Below are 20,806 nucleotides of genomic sequence, written 5' to 3'. Positions count from 1 at the left end.
GTTCAGGAGGTGCTTCATGGATGCCGGTTTCTATCCTTTTCGTTTTTGTTCGTTTGCGGCCCCATTTTCCACATGAATGGCCTCAGTCGATCAACGCTCCGTTGTCATGGAAGGGAAAAGGGCCTTCGAAAGTGCCCGAAGCTGCCAGATGGGTCACGAGCCGGCCGTCCCGGGCCGACCAGGCGTGAATCTTGAAGCCCGGGGGCTCCAGCGTCCAGGCCGAGGCCGCATCGGGCGACAGGTCCAGGCAGACCTGGTGCGCCGGCGCCGGCGAAGTCGATGCGATGCTGCCGCCAAAGCGCACGTCGATCGCGCGGTGCAGGTGGCCGCAGATCACGCGCTCCACGTTGCGGTGCCGCGCGACCAGCGCCTCGAGCGCCTCGGCGCCCTGCAGCAGGCCGATCTCGTCCATGTGGCCGATCAGCGTGCGGAAAGGCGGGTGGTGCATGGCAATCACCACCGGCTCGCCGCGGCAGGCATCGAGCTGTTCCTCGAGCCAGGCCAGGCGCTCGCTGCAGAGTTCGCCGTGGCTCGCGCCCGGCACGCAGGTGTCCAGCGTGAGCAGGCGCAGCGCGCCGACGCGCACCGAATACTGCACGAAGCCGGCCGAGCCCACGCCCGCCGCCAGGTAGGCGTGGCCGGGAAAGCTGCGGCGCAGCTGGCCGCGCTCGTCATGGTTGCCGGGCATCAGGTAGACCGGCATCGCGAGCGGCGCCAGCAGGCGCGCCAGGTGCTCATATTCGGCCGCGCGGCCGAAGTCGCTGAGGTCGCCCGTGATTACCACGGCGTCGGGCTGCTGCGGCAGCCGAAGCACCGATTGCACCGCGCGCTCCAGGTAGGGCGCGGTGTCGATGCGGCCATAGGCCAGGCGTCCCGGCTCGCGGATGTGCAGGTCGGTCAGCTGGACCAGGAAGGTGGTGTCTTGTGTCGCTGTCGTCGTCATGCGATGGTCTCCTGCGAGGTCATCAGGCGGTCGGGCTGGATGCGCAGGCCCACCGGATCGCCGGGACCGAAAGGTGTGTCGCGGCCCACGTCGGCCACCAGCAAGGGCTGGTCCTGCACGCGCAACTGCAGCTGCACGCGGTCGCCGAGGAAGGTGCGGCGCTCGACCGTGGCGGTGCCCCAGTCGGGCCGCGGCGCGCTCACTTCGACGTCTTCGGGGCGCACCAGCAGCATCGCATGGCTGCGCCAGGCGGGTGGGCAAGGCAGGGTGCTTCCGCCGAGTCGGACAACGCCTTGCGCAATGGCGTCGGCTTCGCGCGCGAGGCGGTTGACGCGGCCCAGGAATTCGGCAACGAAGGGATGCGCCGGTGCGCGGTACAGCTCTTCGCCGCGGCCGATCTGCACGATGCGCCCGGCGCTCATGACCGCCAGGCGGTCGGCAATGGCCAGGGCCTCCTGCTGGTCGTGCGTGACGTGGATGGCCGTGATGTGCAGCCGGCGCAGCAGTTCGGCAAGCTCGTCGCGCAGCGACTCCTTGAGCTTRGCATCGAGCGCGGCCAGCGGCTCGTCCAGCAGCAGCACGCGCGGGCGCACGGCCACGGCACGCGCCAGCGCCACGCGCTGCCGCTGGCCGCCCGAGAGCTCGGCGGGGCGCTTGTTCTCCAGGCCGCCCAGCCGCGTCAGGTCGACCAGCTCGCCCACCGCGCGCCTTTCCTCTTCCGGCGCCACGCCGCGGATGCGCAGCCCATAGCCGATGTTGGCCGCCACCGTCATCTGCGGAAACAGCGCATAGCTCTGGAACACCATGCCCACGCCGCGATGCTCCACCGGCCGCTCGGTGACGTCCTGCCCGCCGAACACGATGTGGCTGCCTGCGTCGGGCGCTTCGAGTCCCGCGATCAGCCGCAGCAGCGTGGTCTTGCCGCAGCCCRAGGGCCCGAGCAGCGCAAGCACCTCGCCGGCCTCCACATGCAGGTGGGTGGGCAGCAGGCCGCGCGTGCCGTCGGCGTAGGTTTTCGCGCAGTTCGCGATGTCGATGGGAATGCGYTCAAGTTCCATGGCGTTTCTGCATCAGGTTGGCAAGATATTGAAGGCCCCACAGCACCGGAAGAATGACCGCGAAGAAAACCAGCGTATAGGCCGATCCGATCTCGATGCGCATCGAGGCATAGCTGTCGGCCAGGCCCACGGGCAGGGTGCGCGTGAGCGGCGTGTGCAGCATCCACGTGAGGTTGAACTCGCCCACCGAGAGCGTGAACACCATCAGGCTGCCGGCCACGATGGCGGGGAACACCGCGGGCACGAGGATGCCCATGAAGCGCTGGCGGAAGTTCGCGCCCAGCGAGCGGGCCGCCTCTTCGAGCGCGAGCAGGTCGTCGCGCTGGAAGGCCGAGCTCACGGTACGCACCATGAACGGCAGCGTGAACACCATGTGGCCCACCAGGATGAAGGCGAAGCTCTGGCGGAAGGCCGTGAGCTGCCCGTAGGCAAGGATCAGCGCCAGCGCCGTGGCCAGTCCCGGCACCGCCACGGGCAGCGTGAGCAGCTCCTCGAAGATGTGCGCCGCGCGCGAGCGGCTGCGCGCCAGCGCATAGGCGCAGGGCACGCCCAGCAGCACGGTGCCCACCACGCAGGCCAGCGCCAGCGCGAGCGACCAGCCGACGGTGCCGCCGTAGTTGTCCCATACCTCGCCGAGCCAGCGCAGCGTGAGGCCGCTCTTCAGGCCCGCGCTGTAGTTGTTGACCAGGCCCGCCATCACCGACAGCAGCATCGGCGCGATCATGAAGAGGCTCACGAGCACGGTGATGGCCAGCAGGAAGGGCGCCCGGGGTTGCGTGTTCTTTCGCATGGGGGAGTTCCTTGATGATTCAGCGCGCGACGGGGTTGGCGCCGAAGCGCCGCGCGGCGAACAGCACCAGCCAGGTGACGAGGCCCAGCGCGATCGAGAGCGATGCGGCGAGCGCGAAGTTGGCGTAGTTGGTGAACTCGTTGTAGATGGTGATGGGGATCACCTCGAACTTGCTGGCCAGCGTGAACGCGGTGCCGAAGGCGCCCATCGAGGTGGCGAACAGGATCGCGCCGCATGCGAGCGTGGTGGGCGCGAGTTCGGGCAGCCACACGTCGCGCGCCACGCGCAGCCGCGAGGCGCCGAGCGAGCGCGCGGCTTCTTCGAGCTGCATGTTCATGGCCTCGGCCGCGGCGGCATAGGTGGCAATGGCGCGCGGCAGCGAGAAGTAGAGGTACGCGAGAAACAGCCCGAGCAGGCCGTAGGCGAAGGTGATGCGCTCGCCGAACAGGCTGTCGCCGATGTCGGCCACCAGCCCTTGCCGCCCGCCGAGCAGGATCACGAAGAAACCGATGATCACGCCCGGAAAGGACAGCGGCAGCGTGAGCAGCGACAGCAGCATGCGCTTGCCCGCGAAGGCGTGGCGCGCAAGGTAGATGCCGACGGCGGCGCCGAGCACCAGGGTTGCCAGTGTCACGGCCACCGACAGTGCGACGGTGTTGGCCATGCTCTGCAGGTAGCGCGAGTCGGTGAGCACTGCGAAGTAGGTGGACCAGCCTTTGCTCGCCRGCAGCGTGAGCAGGCGCACCACCGGCAGCAGCCAGAAGGCCGCGAAGAAAACGGCGGCGGGGGCTGCGCAGGCCAGCAGGCGCCAGCGGGGGTTCCAGGCGTTGGGTTGCTTCATCTCAGTTTTTCATTTCGCGCTTGGGTTCGGTGCGTTGTTGTTCTTGGCGCTGCTGTTTTTGTTCAGGGCGTGTGCACAGATCACCGGGTACTCCCCTCCGCGAATGTCCCCCGGCCTGCGGCCTCCTCCTTGATTTCGCTGCGGGGAGCACCCGATGCTCTGTGCACCAGGGCACGCCGCTGGTGTATCGCTGATCAACGACTGCTCTGATCACGCTCCCGTCGGCGGGAGCGCACCCTGAATGCATCCGGGACAAAACTCAGCGCACTTCCTTGAGATACCGATCGGAGAACGCACGCTGCGCCTCGGCCATGCGGGCGTAGTCGACGCTCTTGGCGCGGGCGTATTCGGTAGCAGGCAGGAACTGCGCCTCGATGTCCTTCGGCATTGCGTTCGCGCGCACAGGCCGCAGGTAGGCCTTGGCCCAGATCGCCTGGCCTTCGTCGGACAGCACGAAGTCGAGCACTTTCTTGCCTTCCGCCGCATGCGGCGCCTTGGCGACCAGGCTCATCACGTAGGGTACGGCCAGCGTGCCTTCGCTCGGAATGACGAAGGCGACGTTGGCCTTGTCCTTGTACTTGGCGCGGTAGGCATTGAAGTCGTAGTCCAGCAGGATCGCGATCTCGCCCGACAGCACGCGTGCATAGGACGTCTGCTTGGGCACGATGGGTTCGTTCTTCTGCAGCGCCTTGAAGTAGTCGATGGCCGGCGCGAAGTTGTCGAGCGTGCCGCCGCGCGCCTCGTTCACCGCCACCGCGCCGACATAGCCCACGAAGGCCGAGGCCGGATCGAGGTAACCGATCAGGCCCTTGTATTCGGGCTTGAGCAGGTCGGCCCACGACTTCGGCATCGGCTTGCCCTTGAGCGCATCGACGTTGACCATGAAGCCGAGCGTGCCCGAGTGGATGGTGAACCAGTTGCCCGCCGGGTCCTTCAGGCCGTCGGGRATGTCYTTCCACGCGGCCGGCTTGTAGGGYTCGACCACGCCTTCCTTCTGCGCCTGCACCGCGAAGGTCACGCCCAGGTAGGTGACGTCGGCCACGGGGCTCGCTTTCTCGGCCACCAGCTGCGCGAGCGACTGGCCCGAGTTCTTGTTGTCGGCCGGCACGGTGATGCCGGTCTTGGCCTTGATGGCCTTGAGCTGCGTGCCCCAGTCGGCCCACTCGGTGGGGCAGTTGTAGCAAATGGCGGTCTGGGCCGTGGCGCTGCCGGCGGCAACGAGCGCGGCGGCGATCAGGCCGAGGCGAGCCATGCGGGAAATACGGAGGGACATGAAAGAACTCCTTGGATGGATATGTGGAGACGGAGGCGAGGTGATCGATCAGTCGTTGGCGTTGTCGCGCGCGGCCGCGCACGATTCGCCGTCGCGGAAGAAGTACGGCAGCAGCAGGCTCGCATCAGCCTGCAGCGCGGTGCCGCCGGCCATCGCCTGGATCAGCAGCTCGACGCTGCGGCGGCCGATGTCGTCGTTGGGCTGCGCGATGGTGGTGAGCGCCGGCGTCAGGTCTTCGCCGAGCGCGATGCCATCGAAGCCGATGACGCTGAGGTCGTCCGGCACGGCAAGGCCGCCCAGGTGCGCGGCGCGGATGCTGCGGATGGCGAGCAGGTCGTTCGAGCAGACCAGCGCAGTGGGCCGGCCGGGCGCCTGCAGCACGCCGGCGAGCGCATCGACCGCGCTTTCGACAAACGGCACCTCGATCAGCGGCGGCGCCTTGAGCCCGGCATCGGCCATGCCCTTGCGGTAGCCGCGGTAGCGCTGCTGCGCGCGGTCGGAGGCGGCGAGCGTGCCGCTGACCATCGCGATGCGGCGGTGCCCGTGCAGCACCAGCCGCGCCACCGCATCGGCCACGGCCGCTTCGCCATCGACGGTCACGCAGGGATGCTCGGGGTGCCTGTTGTAGGCCAGCACGTAGGGCGTGCCGGTGCCGCGCAGCCGGGCCAGCGCGGCCGACGTGGAAGGATTGGAGACCACGAGGATCAGCCCGTCGACATTGCCGGCCAGAAGCAGGTGGACCGCACGCTCTTCCTCGTCGAGCTGGTAGCCCGTGGTGACCGGAATGATCGCGTAGCCGCCTGCGATGGCCGCGCGCGCGATGCCCTGCAGGCATTCGGCAAAGGTCGGATTCAAGAGCGTCGGCAGCACCACGCCCAGCGCACGGCTGCGCTGGGTGCGCAAGGTGCGCGCGCTGGCGTTCGGCACGTAGTCGAGTTCACGCGCAACGCGCTCCACCAGCTCGCGCGTGGAGCGGGTCACCTTGTCGGGGAAGTTGAAGGCCCGCGACACGGTGGCCACGGAAACTCCGGCTTTGGCTGCAACGGCTTGGATGCTCATTCGTGCGGTGTCATGTAATCGATTACATTTCACCGCGGCAGTATGACCCCGCCATGACAGCCGATGAAGTGGGGAAAAACCCTCGCGTGCGTGAGAGCCCCGTCTTGCTCCCTCTCCCTCCGGGAGAGGGCCGGGGTGAGGGCAGCGGCATTCACGCCGCGCCGCCTGCCGGGCGCGCTCTTAAAAAGCCACCCGCGCGCTCCTAAAAGGAAGCCCTACTTCCCCCGCCGAACCCGCCGTATCTCATCCAGCACCAGGCAGATCGCCCCCAGCGTGATCGCGCTGTCCGCCGCATTGAACGCCGGGAAGTACCAATTGCCCACGTGGAAGCTCAGGAAGTCCACCACGTAGCCGTGCATCATCCGGTCGATCACATTGCCGATCGCCCCGCCCAGGATGCAGGCCATCGAGAACGAAAAGAGCTTCTGCCCCGCGTGCGACTTCAGCATCCACACGATGAACACCGCGGCCGCCACGCCAATGGCCGTGAAGAACCAGCGCTGCCAGCCCGAGTGGTCGGCCAGGAACGAGAACGCGGCGCCCGTGTTGTGCGCGCGGACCACGTTGAAGAAGCCCGTCACGTAGGTTGCGTCGCCCAGCTTGTAGTAGCCCAGGATCAGCGTCTTGGTGAACTGGTCGATGATCAGGATGATCGCCGCCAGCCCGAGCCATGGCCAGATGCTGCCGCTGCGCGAGCGCGATGCCGACATGGTGCGTGCCGCCGCCATCAGGCAAAGCTCCGCGGCTCGCCGGCACCGAACAGGTTGCTCGTGCAACGGCCGCAGATCGTCGGATGCGCCGGGTCGTGGCCCACGTCGTCGCGGTAGTGCCAGCAGCGATCGCACTTCTGCGCTGTGCTCGGCGTCACCACCGAAGACAGCGCTTCGCCCGCCGCCAGTTCGATCGCCGAAGTGATGAAGACGAACTTCAGGTCGTTGCCCAGCGACTCCAGCAGCGCGAAGTCGTCGGCCGGTGCGCTGAGCTGCAGCTTGGCCTGCAGCGACGAGCCGACCTTGCCTTCGGCGCGCACGGCTTCGATGTCCTTGTTGACCACGTCGCGGATCTCGCGGATGCGGCCCCACTTCGCAAGCAGTGCTTCGTCGGGCGCGGCGAACTGGCTGTAGGTCTGCGCAAAGATCGACTCGCCCGGCTTGCCCGTGCTCACGAACTTCCATGCCTCTTCGGCAGTGAAGCTCAGGAACGGCGCCATCCAGCGCAGCATTGCCTGCGAGATGTGCCAGAGCGCCGTCTGCGCACTGCGGCGCGCCAGCGAGCCCGGCGCGGTCGTGTAGAGCCGGTCCTTCAGGATGTCGAGGTAGAAGCCGCCCAGGTCTTCCGAGCAGTAGATCTGCAGCTTGGCCACCACCGGATGGAACTCGTACACCTTGTAGTGCGCAAGGATCTCGGCCTGGAACTGCGCCGCGCGCGAGAGCGCATAGCGGTCGATCTCGAACAGTTCCTCGAGCGGCACCGCATCCTTGGCGATGTCGAAGTCGCTCGTGTTCGCCAGCAGAAAGCGCAGCGTGTTGCGGATGCGGCGGTAGGCATCGACCACGCGCGCGAGGATCTTGTCGTCGCCCGCGATGTCGCCCGAGTAGTCGCTCGCGGCCACCCACAGGCGGATGATTTCCGAGCCCAGCTTGTTGCTGATTTCCTGCGGGTCGATGCCGTTCTTGAGCGACTTGCTCATCTTGATGCCCTTGGCATCCACCGTGAAGCCGTGCGTGAGCAGGCCGCGGTAGGGCGCGCGGCCTTCCAGCGCGCAGGCGATCAACAGCGACGAATGGAACCAGCCGCGGTGCTGGTCATGGCCTTCGAGGTACAGGTCGGCTTCGGGGCCGCTCTCGTGGTGCACGTTGGGGTGCGTGCCGCGCAGCACGTGATAGAAGGTCGAGCCCGAGTCGAACCACACCTCGAGGATGTCGGTGCTCTTGGTGTAGTGCGGCGCATCTTCGGCGCCCAGGATCTCTTCGGCCGTGACGCGGCTCCAGGCCTCGATGCCGCCCTTCTCGACGATGTCGGCGGCCTGGTCGAGGATTTCCATCGTGCGCGGATGCAGCTCGCCTGAATCCTTGTGCAGGAAGAACGGGATCGGCACGCCCCAGCTGCGCTGGCGGCTGATGCACCAGTCGGGCCGTCCGGCGATCATGTCGTGCAGGCGCGCCTTGCCGTTCTCCGGGTAGAAGCTGGTCTGTTCGATGGCGTCGAGCGCGGTCTGGCGCAGCGTCTTGGGCGCCTTGTCCTTGGTGAACACGCCTTCGCCCTCGTCCATGCGGATGAACCACTGCGCCGCGGCGCGGTAGATCACCGGCGTCTTGTGGCGCCAGCAGTGCGGATAGCTGTGCGTGATGGTCTCGGTGGTGAGCAGGCGGTTGGCATCGCGCAGCGCCGCGATGATCACCGGCACGGCCTTCCAGATGTTCTGCCCGCCGAACAGCGGGAAGTCGGGCGCGTAGCTGCCGTTGCCCTGCACCGGGTTCAGGATGTCGTCATACGCCACGCCATGCGCGATGCAGGAGTTGAAGTCGTCCACGCCGTAGGCGGGCGAGGAGTGGACCAGGCCGGTGCCGTCGGTGGCGGTGGCGTAGTCGGCCAGGTACACGGGCGACAGGCGCTTGTAGCCAGCGTCCACGTCGTACAGCGGATGCTCGAATTCGAGCCCGCCAAGTGCTTCGCCCTTGACCGTGGCCAGCACCTTGCCGTCGAGCGCATAGCGCGTCATGCACATCTCGACCAGCGAGTTGGCGAGGATCAAGAGGCCGCGCTCGGTGTCGACCAGCGAGTATTCGATCTCCGGGTTCAGGTTGATCGCCTGGTTGGCCGGGATGGTCCACGCGGTGGTGGTCCAGATCACGGCAAAGATGTCGCCGAGGATCGTGTGGTCGGTCCCGAAGGCCTTGAGCACCTTCTCGCGCTCGTGCGCCTTGAAGGCCACATCGAGGGTCTGGCTCTTCTTGTCGGCGTATTCGATCTCGAATTCGGCCAGCGACGAGCCGCAGTCGAAGCACCAGTACACGGGCTTGAGGCCGCGGTAGACGAAGCCGCGCTCGATCACGCGCTTGAACGCGCGCAGCTCGCCGGCTTCGTTCGCGAAGTCCATCGTCTTGTAGGGATGGTCCCATTCGCCCAGCACGCCCAGGCGCTGGAAGTCGGCCATCTGCTGCGCGATCTGTTCCGTGGCGTAGGCGCGGCTCTTGGCCTGCATCTCGTCGCGGCTCAGGTTGCGGCCGTACTGCTTTTCGATGGCGTTCTCGATCGGCAGGCCGTGGCAGTCCCAGCCGGGCACGTAGAGCGCGTCGTAGCCTTCGAGCTGGCGCGCCTTGGTGATCATGTCCTTCAGGATCTTGTTCACCGCGTGGCCCATGTGGATCTGGCCGTTGGCGTAGGGCGGGCCGTCGTGCAGGATGAACTTGGGCGCGCCGTGGCGGGCGTCGCGCAGGCGCTGGTAGCGGCCTTCGTCGTTCCATTCCTTGACCCAGCCCGGTTCGCGCTTGGGCAGATCGCCGCGCATCGGGAAGGGGGTGTCGGGCAGGTTCAGCGTGGAACGGTAATCGGTGGGGGAAGCGGCGTCAGACATGTTGGGGTGCGAAACAGAGGGGCTTCGACAGGCTCAGCCCGAACTGCATTTGAGCGGTCGGTGCGGAAGAAAAGCCGTTCGCCCTGAGCTTGTCGAAGGGCGGCAGCACGGTGCGTGCAGGGCTAAATTCGGTCGCGCGTGGTCTGGCGGTGGGTTTCGGCGTGGGTCGACGCAAAGAACGCGCGCGCGTCGCGCCCATCCTTCGCGATGCCCGCAGTCAGGGCCTCGAGGCTGGTGTAGCGCAATTCGTCGTGCAGTTTGTGCAGGAGTTCCACGCGGACGATTTTACCGTAGGCCCCTTCGGCTCCCAGATGCGAGGGCCACTCCAGGCAATGCGTCTCCAGCAGCACGCGGCCCGCGTTGACGTCGTTGGCATCGAGCGAGGGCCGCACGCCGAGGTTCGCCACGCCCGGCAGCGGCTGGTCGGCCAGCCCGTGCACCAGCACCGCGAAGATGCCGCTGGCCGCCGGTTTCCAGTGCTTGAAGCGCAGGTTGAGGGTGCGGAACCCGTCGTCCTTGCCAGGCGCCGAGGCGCCCAGCGCGCGGCCGAGCTTGCGGCCATGGACCACGTGGCCCGAGATCGTGTAGGGCCGCCCGAGCAGGTGCTGGGCATCGGCCATGCGGCCCTCGGCCAGCGCCTCGCGCACGGCCGAGCTGGAAACGCGCAGGCCGTGGACCTCGTAGCTGTTCATGCGCGCCACGTCGAAGCCGTGCGCATCGCCGGCGGCGTCGAGCATGGCGTAGTCGCCGGCCCGCCTGGCGCCAAAGCGGAAGTCGTCGCCCACCAGCACGTAGCGCGCGCCCAGGCCGTCGATCAGCACGTTCTGGATGAAGGCTTCGGGCGACTGGGAGGCCAGCCGGCCGTCGAAGGGCAGCACCACCGTCTGCGCCACGCCGCAGGCCGCGAGCTCGGTGAGCTTGTCGCGCAGCGTGCCGATGCGCGCGGGCGCCAGGTCGGGTTTCTTGGTGACGGCGGCGAAATAGTCGCGCGGATGCGGCTCGAAGGTGAGCACGCAGCTGGGCAGCCCGCGATGGCGCGCCTCGGTCTGCAAGAGCGCCAGCATGGCCTGGTGGCCACGGTGCACGCCGTCGAAATTGCCGATGGTGAGGGCGCAGGCCGGAGCCACGCCCGGGTGCCGGAAGCCGCGGAAAACCTGCATGGATGGGTATCTTTTTGATAGCGCCTTTTGCCCGTCGAATGGGCATATCAGGCCGTTTTGTCACAAAGCCGGTATATTGTGACTCAGTGCGTCGCCTGAAGTGGTCTCCGGCGCGCTCCGTGTCCCTGGTCTTTCCGTGATTCTTCCCTTTTTGAGGAGGCGTGTGGTGAAGGTCTTGAAGCTGTCGGCCCAAGGGCTGCCCCAGTCATGGATATCGCTCGAACAGGCGGTCATCCACTATGCAGCGGACGAAGTCCGCTGGGAGGTGGGCGCGCAGGTGGCCGTGTTCCGTGGCGGCCACAATGCCATCACCGGCCAGCAGTCGCAGATCGCGATCAACAGCATCATCGGCACCAAGGGCGTGCCGCGCATCAATCCCTTCACCCAGCGCCCGGGGCTCACCAACAGCAAGCTGTTCTCGCGCGACCGCAACATCTGTGCTTACTGCGGCGGGCATTTCCACGAAGACGAGCTCACGCGCGAGCACATCATTCCGTTCGCGCAGAACGGCATCGACACCTGGATGAACGTGGTCACGGCCTGCCGGCCCTGCAACCACCGCAAGAGCAGCCGCACGCCCGAGCAGGCCAACATGCCGCTGCTGTACGCGCCCTACGTGCCCAGCCTCTGGGAAGATTTCATTTTGCGAAACCGCCGCATCCTGGCGGACCAGATGGAATTCCTGATGGCGCACCTGCCGCAGAGCTCGCGGCTGCACGACACCTAGCGCTTCCAGCCGGGCGGGCGCTTCTCGATGAAGGCCTGCACGCCTTCCAGCGCGCTCTCGTCCATCATGTTGCAGGCCATGGTCTGGCTGGCGTCGGCCAGCGCGGCCTCGATGCCGGTTTCGAGCTGGCGATAGAACAGCGCCTTGCCGAGCGCGAGCGCCTGGCGCGGCTTGGCGACGATGCTGGCCACCAGCGCCTCCACCGCGGCGTCGAGCTCGCCGGGCGGCGCCACCCGGTTGACCAGGCCTTTCTCGCGGGCTTCCTCCGCGCCGATGAATTCGCCGGTCACCAGCATCTCGAAGGCCTGCTTGCGGCCGAGATTGCGAGACAGCGTGACGCTCGGCGTGGCGCAGAACAGGCCCACGCTCACGCCGCTGACCGCGAAGCGCGCGTCGCTCGAGGCCACCGCCAGGTCGCACACCGCGACCAGCTGGCAGCCCGCTGCCGTCGCGATGCCGTGCACGCGCGCAATCACCGGCACGGTCAGGCGCTGGATCGACAGCATCATCGCGCCGCAGCGCTCGAACAGCCGCTGGTAGTAGCCGAGCGAGGGTTCGGCGCGCATTTCCTTCAGGTCGTGGCCCGCGCAGAAGGCCTTGCCCGCTGCCGCGATGACGACGGCGCGCACCGTGTCGTCGGCCGCAATGTCAGCGAGCGCCTGTTCGAGCGCGCCCAGCATGCCTTCGGAGAGGGCGTTGAACGAGGCCGGGCGGTTCAGCGTCAGCGTGGCCACGCCGCGCGCATCGCGTGTCGCCAGCACGAAGGGAGAAGTCGTGTCATTCATGTCCGTGGCCCTCGTCAATCAGTCAGTACGTCAATTCGAGCACCGTCACGTGCTGCTGCGCCGCCGGCCAGGTCAGGCCGGTGATGCGCTCCGCGTTGAATTCGCCGGTCACCGCGCGCTGCGGTTGCGCGGCGGCCACCCGCAAACGCGAACTCGACACGCCGGAGCCCTTGGGCGGCACGCCGGGCGGCGGGCTCTGGCCGTCGAAGCGCATGGTGTCGCGCTCTGCATCGAAGTAGCCGCGCGGCCGCGTGAAGACGACCACCGCCTGGGCGCTGCCATCGGCCGGCGTGAGGCGTTCGGGCCGCAGGTTCACGACGCGGCTGCTGCGCGGAAACGGACTGCGGTAGATGTGCGTGATGCCGTAGCCGGGTGCGCTGAGCACGAACTCGTAGGCCGTGTCGCCGCGCGCATTGAACGGACCCCAGCGGCCATCGGCGCCGATGCTTTTGCTGTGCACCGCATCGCCGCGCCGTGCGCCCGTGGCCGGATCCACCGCGTACACGGTGACCTGCCCGCCATTGAGCGAAAGGTTCTCCGCGCCCACCGCGCGGCCGTCGAGCACGACGCTCGCCTCGGGCGCCACCGCCGTGCTGCGCGGCGCTTCGCCGGTCAGGAACTGCCAGGTCGCCGCGAATGCCGCGGGCGAGAACGAGGTTTCCCGGTGGTCCACGCGCGGCAGCACCACGTTGGTCGCGCCCTTGAGCGCCGGTCCGTCGAAGCCGATGTTCGTCGGCTGGCCCGGCACCCCGATCCACACGCCGTCGGGCTGGGCGTACTTGTCGTTGTTGTCCGAGCGCAGCGTGAGCCACTTCACGCCCGGCGTGACCTCCTCGCCGTTCGGCCCTTTCGGCGCATTGAGCTGCTGCATGAAGCCCGAGAGCCCCGAGAACTCGTTGTTCTCGCGAAAGCCCTTCACGGCCCAGATGCCGTGCGCCGGATTGCCGCCCAGCACCACATGGCTCACGACGGCCGCGCCGCCGCCGTTCTGCACGTAGTTGCGGATCGTGTTGCCGCCGCGCGAGTTGCCGATCAGCACCACCTTGCCGGCGCCCGTGGCCTTCAGCACCTTGTCGACCTCGGCCTTCAGGAAGAGGGCCGAATCGGCGGTCGAGCTGCGGCCCGGCTGGGCCACGGCATCGTCGTCGCGTGCCAGCGGGTAAGGCTGGTCGAGCGCAAAGAGCCGGTCGCGCGGCCAGCCGTTCGACTCGAAGCGCCAGATCGTGGTCTGCCAGAGCGCAGCCGAATCGCCATTGCCGTGCATGAAGACGATCGGCGGGCGTTCGGTGTACGAAGGCGAGGGGACGGTGGCGCAGGCGGTCAGCATGGCGGTCGATGCGAGGCCGAGGGCCAGCAGGGTGCGGCGTGATGGCATGTGATGTGTGTTCCTGGCGAGGTTCCAGTAAGAACGCCCGCCGGCGCAAGGCGGGCGGGCGTTGGATGCTATGGGAAAAACTCCGTCAGGCGAAGACGCCGGCCGTGTCCTGCATGCGCGCCGACACTTCGCCCAGGTGGTGCAGCGTGTCGCCGAAGGTCATTTCGAGCTGCGTGAGCTTGCGGAAATAGTGGCTGCCGATGTATTCGTCGGTCACGCCGATGCCGCCATGCAGCTGCACCGAATTCGCGGCGACAAAACGCATCGACACGCCCAGCTGGTACTTGGCGCGCGCCAGCGCCTGGCGCCGCTCCTCGGCGGGCGCATTGAGCTTGAGCGTGGCGTAGTAGCTCATCGAGCGCGCGAGCTCGAGCTGCATCTTCATGTCGGCCACGCGGTGGCGCAGCGCCTGGAAGGTGGAGATGGTCACGCCGAACTGCTTGCGCTGGTTCATGTAGTCGACGGTGAGGGCCAGGGTCTTGTCCATCACGCCGACCGCTTCGGCGCAGGTGGCGGCAATGCCGACGTCCACCGCATATTCGAGCGCGGCCAGGCCGTCGGCCGTGACCAGCGTGGCGTCTGCCTTGTCGAACACCACCTCGGCCGCGCGACTGCCCTCCTGCGTGCCGTAGCCGCGGGCCTCGACGCCGCTCGCGCTGCGTTCGACCAGGAAGAGGGCGATCCTGCCGTCGGCCTTGGCCGGCACCAGGTAGGCGTCGGCTTCGTCGCCCACGGGCACCACGCTCTTGGCGCCGGTCAGCGACCAGCCGTCGCCGGCCTTGGCCGCATGGGCCTCGCACACGTCGAGGCGATAGCGCGACTTGCGTTCCTGATGAGCCAGCACCACGATGGCCTGGCCGCCGGCGATGCGCGGCAGCCAGTTGTCCTTGGTGTCGGCACCGGCGTAGCCGCCCAGCACGGCGCCGGCGATCAGCGTCTGCGCAAAGGGCTCGAGCACGATGCCGCGGCCCAGCTCTTCCATCACCACCATGCCGGCCACCGGGCCCATGCCCAGGCCGCCGTCGTCCTCGGCGATGTAGAGGCCGCCCAGGCCGAGCTCGGCCAGCTCGTCCCAGGCCTCGCGCGAGAAGCCGCCGTGGGCCTCGATGCCGCGGCGGCGTTCGAAGTCATAGCCCTTGTCGACCCACTTGCGAACGGCGTCGCGCAGTTGTTCCTGGTCGTCGGTGAAATTGAAATCCATGTTCTTGTCTCCTCAGCCCAGCACCGTCTGGGCGACGATGTTGCGTTGCACTTCGTTCGAGCCGCCGTAGATGGTGGTCTTGCGCATGTTGAAGAAGGTCGATGCAAGCGGCGCGAGCGCCGGGTTGCCGCCCGGGAAGTTGCCCTGCCAGCCGGCTTCCATCGCTTCGCGGATGAGCGGCAGCGAATAGGCGCCGCCGGCCAGCATCATGAGTTCGCTGTAGCGCTGCTGGATCTCGCTGCCGCGGATCTTGAGCAGGCCCGCGACGTCGAGCGAATTCTTGCCCGAGGTGGCGGCCGAAAGCACGCGCAGCACCATCATCTCGAGCGCGACGATGTCGACCTCCAGCTTGGCGATCTCGTCACGGAAGCGCTGGTCTTCGTAGACGCCTTCGCTCTTGGCGATGCGCTTCAGGCGCTCGAGCTCGCGCTTGGCGCGGTTCACGTCGGCGATGTTGGTGCGCTCGTGCGAGAGCAGGTGCTTGGCGTAGGTCCAGCCCTTGTTCTCCTCGCCGATCAGGTTCTCGGCCGGCACCTCGACGTTGTCGAAGAACACCTCGTTCACTTCATGGCTGCCGTCCAGCAGCTTGATCGGCCGCACCGTGACGCCGGGCGACTTCATGTCGAGCAGCAGAAAGCTGATGCCGGTCTGGGGCTTGCCCTCGTTGCTGGTGCGCACGAGGTTGAACATCCAGTCGCCATACTGGCCGAGGGTGGTCCAGGTCTTCTGGCCGTTGACGATGTACTTGTCGCCGTGGCGCTCTGCCTTGGTCTTGACCGAGGCCAGGTCGGAGCCCGAGCCGGGCTCGCTGTAGCCCTGGCTCCACCAGACCTCGCCGCTCGCGATGCCGGGGAGGAAGCGCTTCTGCTGCTCGGCATTGCCGAAGGCCATGATCACCGGGGCGACCATCACGGGGCCGAACGGGATGATGCGCGGCGCGCCGGCCAGCGCGGTTTCTTCCTCGAACAGGTGGCGCTGGATGGCGGTCCAGCCCGGGCCGCCGAATTCCTTCGGCCAGCCGTAGCCGAGCCAGCCCTTCTTGCCAAGAATCTTGGCCCAGCCCTGCAAATCGTCGCGCGTCAGCTCGAGCGCGTTGTGCACCTTGTGCGAAATTTCTTGGGGAAGGTTTTCTCTGACCCAGGCGCGAATTTCTTCGCGGAACTGCTGTTCTTCGGGCGTGAAGCTCAAATCCATGCGTGCCTCGCTGTGTTGATCGGTCCGCCGCCGTCGCGGCTGCGGCGGCATGTCTCCGGAGCTTCGAGTTTTAGCACGGTCGTGCTGTGAATCGGTGTCCGCGCGGCGACAACGCGGGCGGAGCACGGATAATCCCGGCCTCCCATGAAGAACATCGTGATCCTGATCTCCGGCGGCGGCTCCAACATGGCGGCCATCGTGCGCGCCGCCGAGCGCGACCGCTGGCCCGAGCGCTTCGGCGCGCGCATTGCCGCGGTCGTCAGCAACAAGGCCGACGCAGGGGGGCTTGCCGTCGCCAGGGCCCACGGCATCGCAACCGCCGTGGTCCCGCACAAGGACTTCGCGACGCGCGAGGCCTTCGACGAGGCGCTGGCGAAGGCGGTCGACGCGCATTCGCCGGCGCTGGTGGTGCTGGCGGGCTTCATGCGCATCCTGACGCCGGGCTTCGTCGGGCGCTACGCCGGCCGCCTGGTCAACATCCATCCCTCCTTGCTGCCGGCCTTTGCGGGGCTGAACACGCACCAGCGGGCCATCGATGCCGGCTGCAAGGTGGCGGGCGTCACGGTGCACCAGGTCACGACCGAACTCGACCACGGTCCGATCCTGGACCAGGCGGTGGTGCCGGTGCTGCCGGACGACACGGCCGCCACGCTGGCCGGCCGGGTGCTCGCGCAGGAGCATCAGTTGTATCCACGCGCCATTGCCGCGTGGCTTGCAGATACATCAAGTCACACGTCTTAAATTTGTTTATATTCGCGGGTTTTCGGGAGCACGAATGAAAACCCAATCGCTACTGTCCGCGGTCGCCGGCGCTGTCCTGTTGTCGGCCTGCGCCGCGCCAGCCCCCGCACCAGCCCCCGCATCCGCATCCGCTGCACCGCCCGAGCCGGTGTTCCAGTGCAATGCGGACGGCGCGCGCTTCGCCGTCGGCCAGCCGCTGTCGCCCCAGCTCGAGGCCGCCGCCCGCGTGCGCGCCGGTGCGGGCACGGTACGTGCGCTGAAGCCCGGCGAGGCAGTGACGATGGAACTCAACGGCGGGCGCCTGAACCTCGACGTGGATGCACGCGGCCGCGTGACGGACGTCCGCTGCGGCTGAGGCGCACTGGGGCCGGCGCTGTCGTCGAATACCTGGTGTTCTAGATCGGCGCGAAGCGCCGTTGGATGACGCCGTYGATCTCCACCGTGCCCTCGAACATCGCAGCCGGGCGGACCCACAGCCCTTTCGCGCCATAGAGCGCGCGGTACAGCGTCATCGGCTCCAGCGTTTCGCTGTGGCGCACGGTGCCCAGCACCTCGTATTCGCCGCCCTTGTAGTGCCGATAGCGGCCGGGGGGCGTCTCGATCAGGGGTGGCAGGTCGTTGTCGTCGTTCATGTTCTTGCTGGCCTTTCAATGGGAGGCTGGTGGAGGAAAGTCGGATGGATCGCGCTGATTTTGTTCACCTCGTCAGGCTGAGCGAGCATGCCAGCGCGGACGACAGCGCGCGCTACCGGCGCGGCGTCGCGGCTTTTGCGGCGCTCGGCTATCTCTGGGTGCTGGCTTGCCTTGCGCTTTCGGTCGGCATCATCGCCTGGGTCGCGCTGGCGGCCGGACGCGGGCGTTTCAGCTTCACGCGCGGCTGGCTGCTGCTGTTCGCCCTGGGCCTGCTCTGGGCCACGCTGCGCGCGCTCTGGGTCCGGTTCGACGAGCCTGAAGGGCGTGAGCTTTCGCGCGCCGATGCGCCCGCGCTGTTCGAGGCGCTCGAGCGCATCCGCAAGAAGATCAAGGGGCCGCCGGTCCACCGCGTCTATCTCGACGACGAGTTCAATGCCAGCATCCGGCAGGTACCGCGCTTCGGGCTGTTCGGCGGGGCGGTCAACTCCCTGAGCATCGGGCTGCCGCTGCTCATGATGCTGGACCGGCGGCGGCTGCTGTCGGTGCTCGCCCATGAATACGGGCACCTGCGCGGCAACCACGGCAAGCTCAGTGCCTGGATCTACCGCACGCGGCTTTCATGGCTGAAGCTGGACGCCAGCCTGCAGCGCGACGAAGGCGTGATGGCGCTGGTGTCGCAAGCCTTCTTCCGCTGGTACTTTCCGCGTTTCGCGGCCCGCACCTTCGCGCTCGCGCGGCAGGACGAATACGAAGCCGACCGCATCTCCGGCCGGCTGCTGGGCACGCCCGTGGCCGCGGCCGCCTTGACCGAGATCGCCATCAAGGCCCGCTGGTATGCCGACGAGTTCTGGGCCTCGCACTGGGCGCGCGCCGAACGCGAGCCGCAGCCGCCCGGTCCCTTCGAGGCCCTGAGCCAGCGCGCCGCCACGCCGCCGGACGCCGAATTCGCGCGCCAGGCCCTGCGCGAAGCCATGCGACGCGTGAGCGACCTGGAAGACACCCATCCCGTGCTGCGCGACCGGCTCGAGGCGCTCGGCCAGAAGGCCGTGGTGCCGCCCTGGTCGGTCGAACCCGCGCTGGGCATGCTGGCCGACAGCGCCAAGTGGATCGCGCATTTCGACAACCAGTGGCGCCGCGCCCATGCCGGCGACTGGAAGCAGCACCACGCGCATCGCTCGCGCATCCGCGAGCGCGTCGAGCTGCTCGCGGCGCGGGGCGAGCGCAACATGCCCGACGAGCTGGTGGAGTGGGCGGATGCCGAACGCCGGCTCGATCCGGCCGCCCCGGTGCGTGTCCGCTATGAGCGCGCACTCCAGATCGCGCCCGAGCACTCCGGCGCGCTGCGCGGACTGGCCCAGATGCTGCCCCTGCGCGACCGCGCGGCGCGCCTGGCGGTGCTCGAGCGCCTGTACGGCTCCAGCGCGGCGAGCCGTTGGTGGGCCGCGAAAAGTGCCGTGGCCGCGCTCGAGGACCCCGATGCGGGCGCGCACGACGAGGACGCGCTCAAGCTGTGGCGCGGCCGTCTCAAGGAGGCCGAGGAAGCCGAGGCCCGCGCCTGGGAAGAGATCACCGAGACGCCTTACTTCAGCCAGATCGCCCGGCACGACCTGGGCGACCACGAACTGGGCGAACTGCGGGCCGACCTCGCGCGCTGCCTGCCCGTTTCGCAGGCCTGGCTGGTGCGCAAGATCCTGCGCGAATTCCCGTGGCGCCGGGCCTACGTCGTGTTCGTCGAGTTGCCGGGGCTGGACGACGACGACCGCTGGCAGCTCTGCCGCCAGCTCGAACACACGCTGAGCCTGCCGGGCGCGGCGCTGGTGCTCTGGGCCGGCCATTCGCCGACGCTRGAGGAGATCGAGCGGCAGGCTTTCGGGGCGATCTGGACGCGCACCGCGTAGCGGGCCGCCCGGCTGAGACAATCGGGGCATGCACCCCAAAGCCCTGTTGGAGGCCACCGCCGATCTGGTCGGCCTTGTCCTGAAATTCGATCACCCGGCCGACCAGGTCGTTTCGCGCTTTTTCCGCGACCACCGCGAGTTCGGCCCGCGCGAGCGCGCCACGCTTGCCGAAACCGTCTACACCGTGCTGCGCAAGAAGCTGCTGTTCGACCACCTCTCGCCCTCGGGCAGCGGCTCGAAGGAGCGCCGCATGGCGATCCTGGGCTTTCACGGCCCGCGCGACTTCCTCAAGAGCGCCCTCAACGACACCGAAAAGCGCTGGCTCGACAACTGCGACGCCGTCAAGCCGGACGATCTGCTCGAACGCCATCGCCACAACCTGCCCGAATGGCTGGTGGGGCCACTCAAGGCCCAGCTGGGCGACGGTTTCTGGGCCCTGGTCGAAAGCCTGCAGCAGCCCGCGCCGCTCGATCTCCGCGTCAATGCGCTGACCGACAAGCGCGCCGAAGTCAAGGCGGAGCTTGCGAAAGCTGCTATCAAATCGGAAGCAACGCCATTCTCGCCCTGGGGCCTGCGGATCGACGGCAAGCCCGCGCTGACCAAACTGGACGCCTTCGCCCGCGGCGCCGTCGAGGTGCAGGACGAGGGTTCCCAACTGCTCGCGCTGCTGCTGGATGCCAAGCGGGGCGAGATGGTGGTCGATTTTTGCGCCGGTGCCGGCGGCAAGACGCTAGCCATCGGCGCGACCATGCGCAACACCGGCCGGCTCTACGCCTTCGACACCTCGGCCCACCGGCTCGACGCGCTCAAGCCGCGGCTCGCGCGCAGCAAGCTGTCGAACGTGCATCCGGCCGCCATTGCGCACGAGCGGGACGACCGCATCAAGCGCCTGGCCGGCAAGATCGACCGCGTGCTGGTGGACGCGCCCTGCTCGGGCCTGGGCACGCTGCGCCGCAATCCGGACCTGAAATGGCGCCAGTCGCCCCAATCGGTCGAGGAACTGACGGTCAAGCAGGCCGCCATCCTGCAAAGCGCGGCGCGCCTGCTGAAATCGGGCGGACGGCTGGTCTATGCCACCTGCAGCGTGCTGCCCGAGGAAAACGAGGCCATTGCCGAGGCTTTCAGCGCCGCCAACCCCGATTTCGTGCCCCAGGACGCCGCGGAACTGCTGCAGGGGCTCAAAGTGGAGGGTTTCGAGGCGCTCTGCGCAGGCGGAGCGGACGGGCGGCGCTATCTGCGGCTGTGGCCGCACCGCCACGCCACGGACGGTTTCTTTGCCGCGGTGTGGAACCGCAAATAGGCACGGCACTCCAAACTAGGGTAAATCTGCGCCTTTAAGGAAGGGCAAAGGGCCTCATTTTGGCCCTGCCGCCTTAAAATCGCGGGTTAACTGAAAGGCTGCACCTTCGTGTGGCCATGGAGCACTTAATTCAATGTTGATTCCTGACTCTGCCGTTTTGAGCGCGGCCATCGACTGGCTCGGACACGGCTTGTGGGACCTCACATGGTGGCAAGTCGTGCTGTACACGCTTGTCACCACGCACATCACGAT

Annotated in this window: 19 protein-coding genes; 5 read left to right on the top strand and 14 right to left on the bottom strand. The window is 67.7% G+C overall.

Annotation, left to right across the window (positions count from 1 at the left end; all coding sequences use genetic code 11):
- Positions 1 to 82: 82 nt before the first annotated feature.
- The 9 genes from AC1DOC_RS00410 to AC1DOC_RS00370 form a co-directional block, all read right to left on the bottom strand.
- A complete protein-coding gene (locus AC1DOC_RS00410) occupies positions 83 to 943 on the bottom strand; it encodes a phosphodiesterase (protein WP_478084572.1) in 861 nt (286 codons plus the stop codon).
- Positions 940 to 2,001, bottom strand: a complete 1,062-nt coding sequence (locus AC1DOC_RS00405) for an ABC transporter ATP-binding protein (protein WP_478129281.1) — start codon at positions 1,999 to 2,001, stop codon at positions 940 to 942. The genes AC1DOC_RS00410 and AC1DOC_RS00405 overlap by 4 nt, the downstream gene beginning before the upstream one ends.
- Positions 1,991 to 2,791, bottom strand: a complete 801-nt coding sequence (locus AC1DOC_RS00400; RefSeq protein ID WP_028254344.1) for an ABC transporter permease — start codon at positions 2,789 to 2,791, stop codon at positions 1,991 to 1,993. Before AC1DOC_RS00400 ends, AC1DOC_RS00405 begins: the two co-directional genes overlap by 11 nt.
- Before the next feature lie 19 nt (positions 2,792 to 2,810).
- Complete coding sequence (locus tag AC1DOC_RS00395) at positions 2,811 to 3,632, bottom strand: ABC transporter permease (protein WP_478129280.1); 822 nt, start codon at positions 3,630 to 3,632, stop codon at positions 2,811 to 2,813.
- A 259-nt stretch (positions 3,633 to 3,891) separates the two neighbouring features.
- On the bottom strand, positions 3,892 to 4,905 hold the full coding sequence (locus AC1DOC_RS00390; RefSeq protein ID WP_478081392.1) for an ABC transporter substrate-binding protein: 1,014 nt from the start codon (positions 4,903 to 4,905) through the stop codon (positions 3,892 to 3,894).
- Between the two features lie 48 nt (positions 4,906 to 4,953).
- On the bottom strand, positions 4,954 to 5,964 hold the full coding sequence (locus tag AC1DOC_RS00385; RefSeq protein WP_018906459.1) for a LacI family DNA-binding transcriptional regulator: 1,011 nt from the start codon (positions 5,962 to 5,964) through the stop codon (positions 4,954 to 4,956).
- Positions 5,965 to 6,179: 215 nt separating this feature from the next.
- Positions 6,180 to 6,692: a signal peptidase II gene (gene lspA / locus AC1DOC_RS00380; RefSeq protein ID WP_012746416.1), complete on the bottom strand. Its 513-nt coding sequence runs from the start codon at positions 6,690 to 6,692 to the stop codon at positions 6,180 to 6,182.
- A complete protein-coding gene (gene ileS / locus AC1DOC_RS00375; protein ID WP_012746417.1) occupies positions 6,692 to 9,541 on the bottom strand; it encodes an isoleucine--tRNA ligase in 2,850 nt (949 codons plus the stop codon). Before ileS ends, lspA begins: the two co-directional genes overlap by 1 nt.
- A gap of 122 nt (positions 9,542 to 9,663) precedes the next feature.
- The gene (locus tag AC1DOC_RS00370) at positions 9,664 to 10,701 is read right to left on the bottom strand and encodes a bifunctional riboflavin kinase/FAD synthetase (protein ID WP_012746418.1); all 1,038 of its coding nucleotides are present in this window, start codon (positions 10,699 to 10,701) and stop codon (positions 9,664 to 9,666) included.
- 166 nt (positions 10,702 to 10,867) lie between these two features.
- On the opposite strand from AC1DOC_RS00370, the gene AC1DOC_RS00365 reads away from it, so the two are divergent.
- Positions 10,868 to 11,428 (top strand): HNH endonuclease, encoded by a 561-nt coding sequence (locus AC1DOC_RS00365; protein WP_012746419.1) that lies wholly within the window; start codon positions 10,868 to 10,870, stop codon positions 11,426 to 11,428.
- Here AC1DOC_RS00365 and AC1DOC_RS00360 read toward each other — a convergent pair.
- The 4 genes from AC1DOC_RS00360 to AC1DOC_RS00345 form a co-directional block, all read right to left on the bottom strand.
- Positions 11,425 to 12,213 (bottom strand): enoyl-CoA hydratase, encoded by a 789-nt coding sequence (locus AC1DOC_RS00360; RefSeq protein WP_478084570.1) that lies wholly within the window; start codon positions 12,211 to 12,213, stop codon positions 11,425 to 11,427. The genes AC1DOC_RS00365 and AC1DOC_RS00360 overlap by 4 nt on opposite strands.
- Positions 12,214 to 12,235: 22 nt before the next feature.
- Positions 12,236 to 13,588 carry an alpha/beta fold hydrolase gene (locus AC1DOC_RS00355; RefSeq protein WP_278879150.1) on the bottom strand — a complete coding sequence of 451 codons (1,353 nt, stop codon included), beginning with the start codon at positions 13,586 to 13,588 and terminating at the stop codon, positions 12,236 to 12,238.
- Positions 13,589 to 13,673: 85 nt separating this feature from the next.
- A complete protein-coding gene (locus AC1DOC_RS00350) occupies positions 13,674 to 14,789 on the bottom strand; it encodes an acyl-CoA dehydrogenase family protein (RefSeq protein ID WP_478081545.1) in 1,116 nt (371 codons plus the stop codon).
- A 12-nt stretch (positions 14,790 to 14,801) separates the two neighbouring features.
- Complete coding sequence (locus tag AC1DOC_RS00345; protein WP_478081546.1) at positions 14,802 to 15,983, bottom strand: acyl-CoA dehydrogenase family protein; 1,182 nt, start codon at positions 15,981 to 15,983, stop codon at positions 14,802 to 14,804.
- A gap of 144 nt (positions 15,984 to 16,127) precedes the next feature.
- Here AC1DOC_RS00345 and purN point away from each other — a divergent pair, with 144 nt between their 5' ends.
- Positions 16,128 to 16,724 carry a phosphoribosylglycinamide formyltransferase gene (gene purN, locus AC1DOC_RS00340; protein ID WP_012746424.1) on the top strand — a complete coding sequence of 199 codons (597 nt, stop codon included), beginning with the start codon at positions 16,128 to 16,130 and terminating at the stop codon, positions 16,722 to 16,724.
- A gap of 34 nt (positions 16,725 to 16,758) precedes the next feature.
- Positions 16,759 to 17,079: an I78 family peptidase inhibitor gene (locus AC1DOC_RS00335; RefSeq protein WP_018903171.1), complete on the top strand. Its 321-nt coding sequence runs from the start codon at positions 16,759 to 16,761 to the stop codon at positions 17,077 to 17,079.
- 40 nt (positions 17,080 to 17,119) lie between these two features.
- Here AC1DOC_RS00335 and AC1DOC_RS00330 read toward each other — a convergent pair whose 3' ends face one another.
- Positions 17,120 to 17,356 carry a DUF1653 domain-containing protein gene (locus tag AC1DOC_RS00330; RefSeq protein ID WP_478129279.1) on the bottom strand — a complete coding sequence of 79 codons (237 nt, stop codon included), beginning with the start codon at positions 17,354 to 17,356 and terminating at the stop codon, positions 17,120 to 17,122.
- Positions 17,357 to 17,400: 44 nt separating this feature from the next.
- Here AC1DOC_RS00330 and AC1DOC_RS00325 point away from each other — a divergent pair, with 44 nt between their 5' ends.
- Entirely contained in the window at positions 17,401 to 19,254 is a 1,854-nt protein-coding gene (locus AC1DOC_RS00325) for a M48 family metalloprotease (protein ID WP_478081193.1), read from the top strand.
- Between the two features lie 28 nt (positions 19,255 to 19,282).
- On the top strand, positions 19,283 to 20,554 hold the full coding sequence (locus AC1DOC_RS00320) for an RsmB/NOP family class I SAM-dependent RNA methyltransferase (RefSeq protein ID WP_012746428.1): 1,272 nt from the start codon (positions 19,283 to 19,285) through the stop codon (positions 20,552 to 20,554).
- Positions 20,555 to 20,806 lie beyond the last annotated feature (252 nt).

The organism is Variovorax sp. 01T439_2, assembly GCF_056398445.1.
Note: the sequence above shows the minus strand (reverse complement) of the source record. Positions and strands in the feature narration are given on the sequence as shown.

Coding starts and splice junctions, on each gene's coding strand:
- AC1DOC_RS00335 (WP_018903171.1), top strand. CDS start 16,759: ATGAAAACCCAATCGCTACTGTCCGCGGTCGCCGGCGCTGTCCTGTTG.
- ileS (WP_012746417.1), bottom strand. CDS start 9,541: ATGTCTGACGCCGCTTCCCCCACCGATTACCGTTCCACGCTGAACCTG.
- AC1DOC_RS00385 (WP_018906459.1), bottom strand. CDS start 5,964: ATGAGCATCCAAGCCGTTGCAGCCAAAGCCGGAGTTTCCGTGGCCACC.
- AC1DOC_RS00370 (WP_012746418.1), bottom strand. CDS start 10,701: ATGCAGGTTTTCCGCGGCTTCCGGCACCCGGGCGTGGCTCCGGCCTGC.
- AC1DOC_RS00345 (WP_478081546.1), bottom strand. CDS start 15,983: ATGGATTTGAGCTTCACGCCCGAAGAACAGCAGTTCCGCGAAGAAATT.
- AC1DOC_RS00410 (WP_478084572.1), bottom strand. CDS start 943: ATGACGACGACAGCGACACAAGACACCACCTTCCTGGTCCAGCTGACC.
- AC1DOC_RS00360 (WP_478084570.1), bottom strand. CDS start 12,213: ATGAATGACACGACTTCTCCCTTCGTGCTGGCGACACGCGATGCGCGC.
- purN (WP_012746424.1), top strand. CDS start 16,128: ATGAAGAACATCGTGATCCTGATCTCCGGCGGCGGCTCCAACATGGCG.
- AC1DOC_RS00355 (WP_278879150.1), bottom strand. CDS start 13,588: ATGCCATCACGCCGCACCCTGCTGGCCCTCGGCCTCGCATCGACCGCC.
- lspA (WP_012746416.1), bottom strand. CDS start 6,692: ATGGCGGCGGCACGCACCATGTCGGCATCGCGCTCGCGCAGCGGCAGC.
- AC1DOC_RS00320 (WP_012746428.1), top strand. CDS start 19,283: ATGCACCCCAAAGCCCTGTTGGAGGCCACCGCCGATCTGGTCGGCCTT.
- AC1DOC_RS00400 (WP_028254344.1), bottom strand. CDS start 2,791: ATGCGAAAGAACACGCAACCCCGGGCGCCCTTCCTGCTGGCCATCACC.
- AC1DOC_RS00350 (WP_478081545.1), bottom strand. CDS start 14,789: ATGGATTTCAATTTCACCGACGACCAGGAACAACTGCGCGACGCCGTT.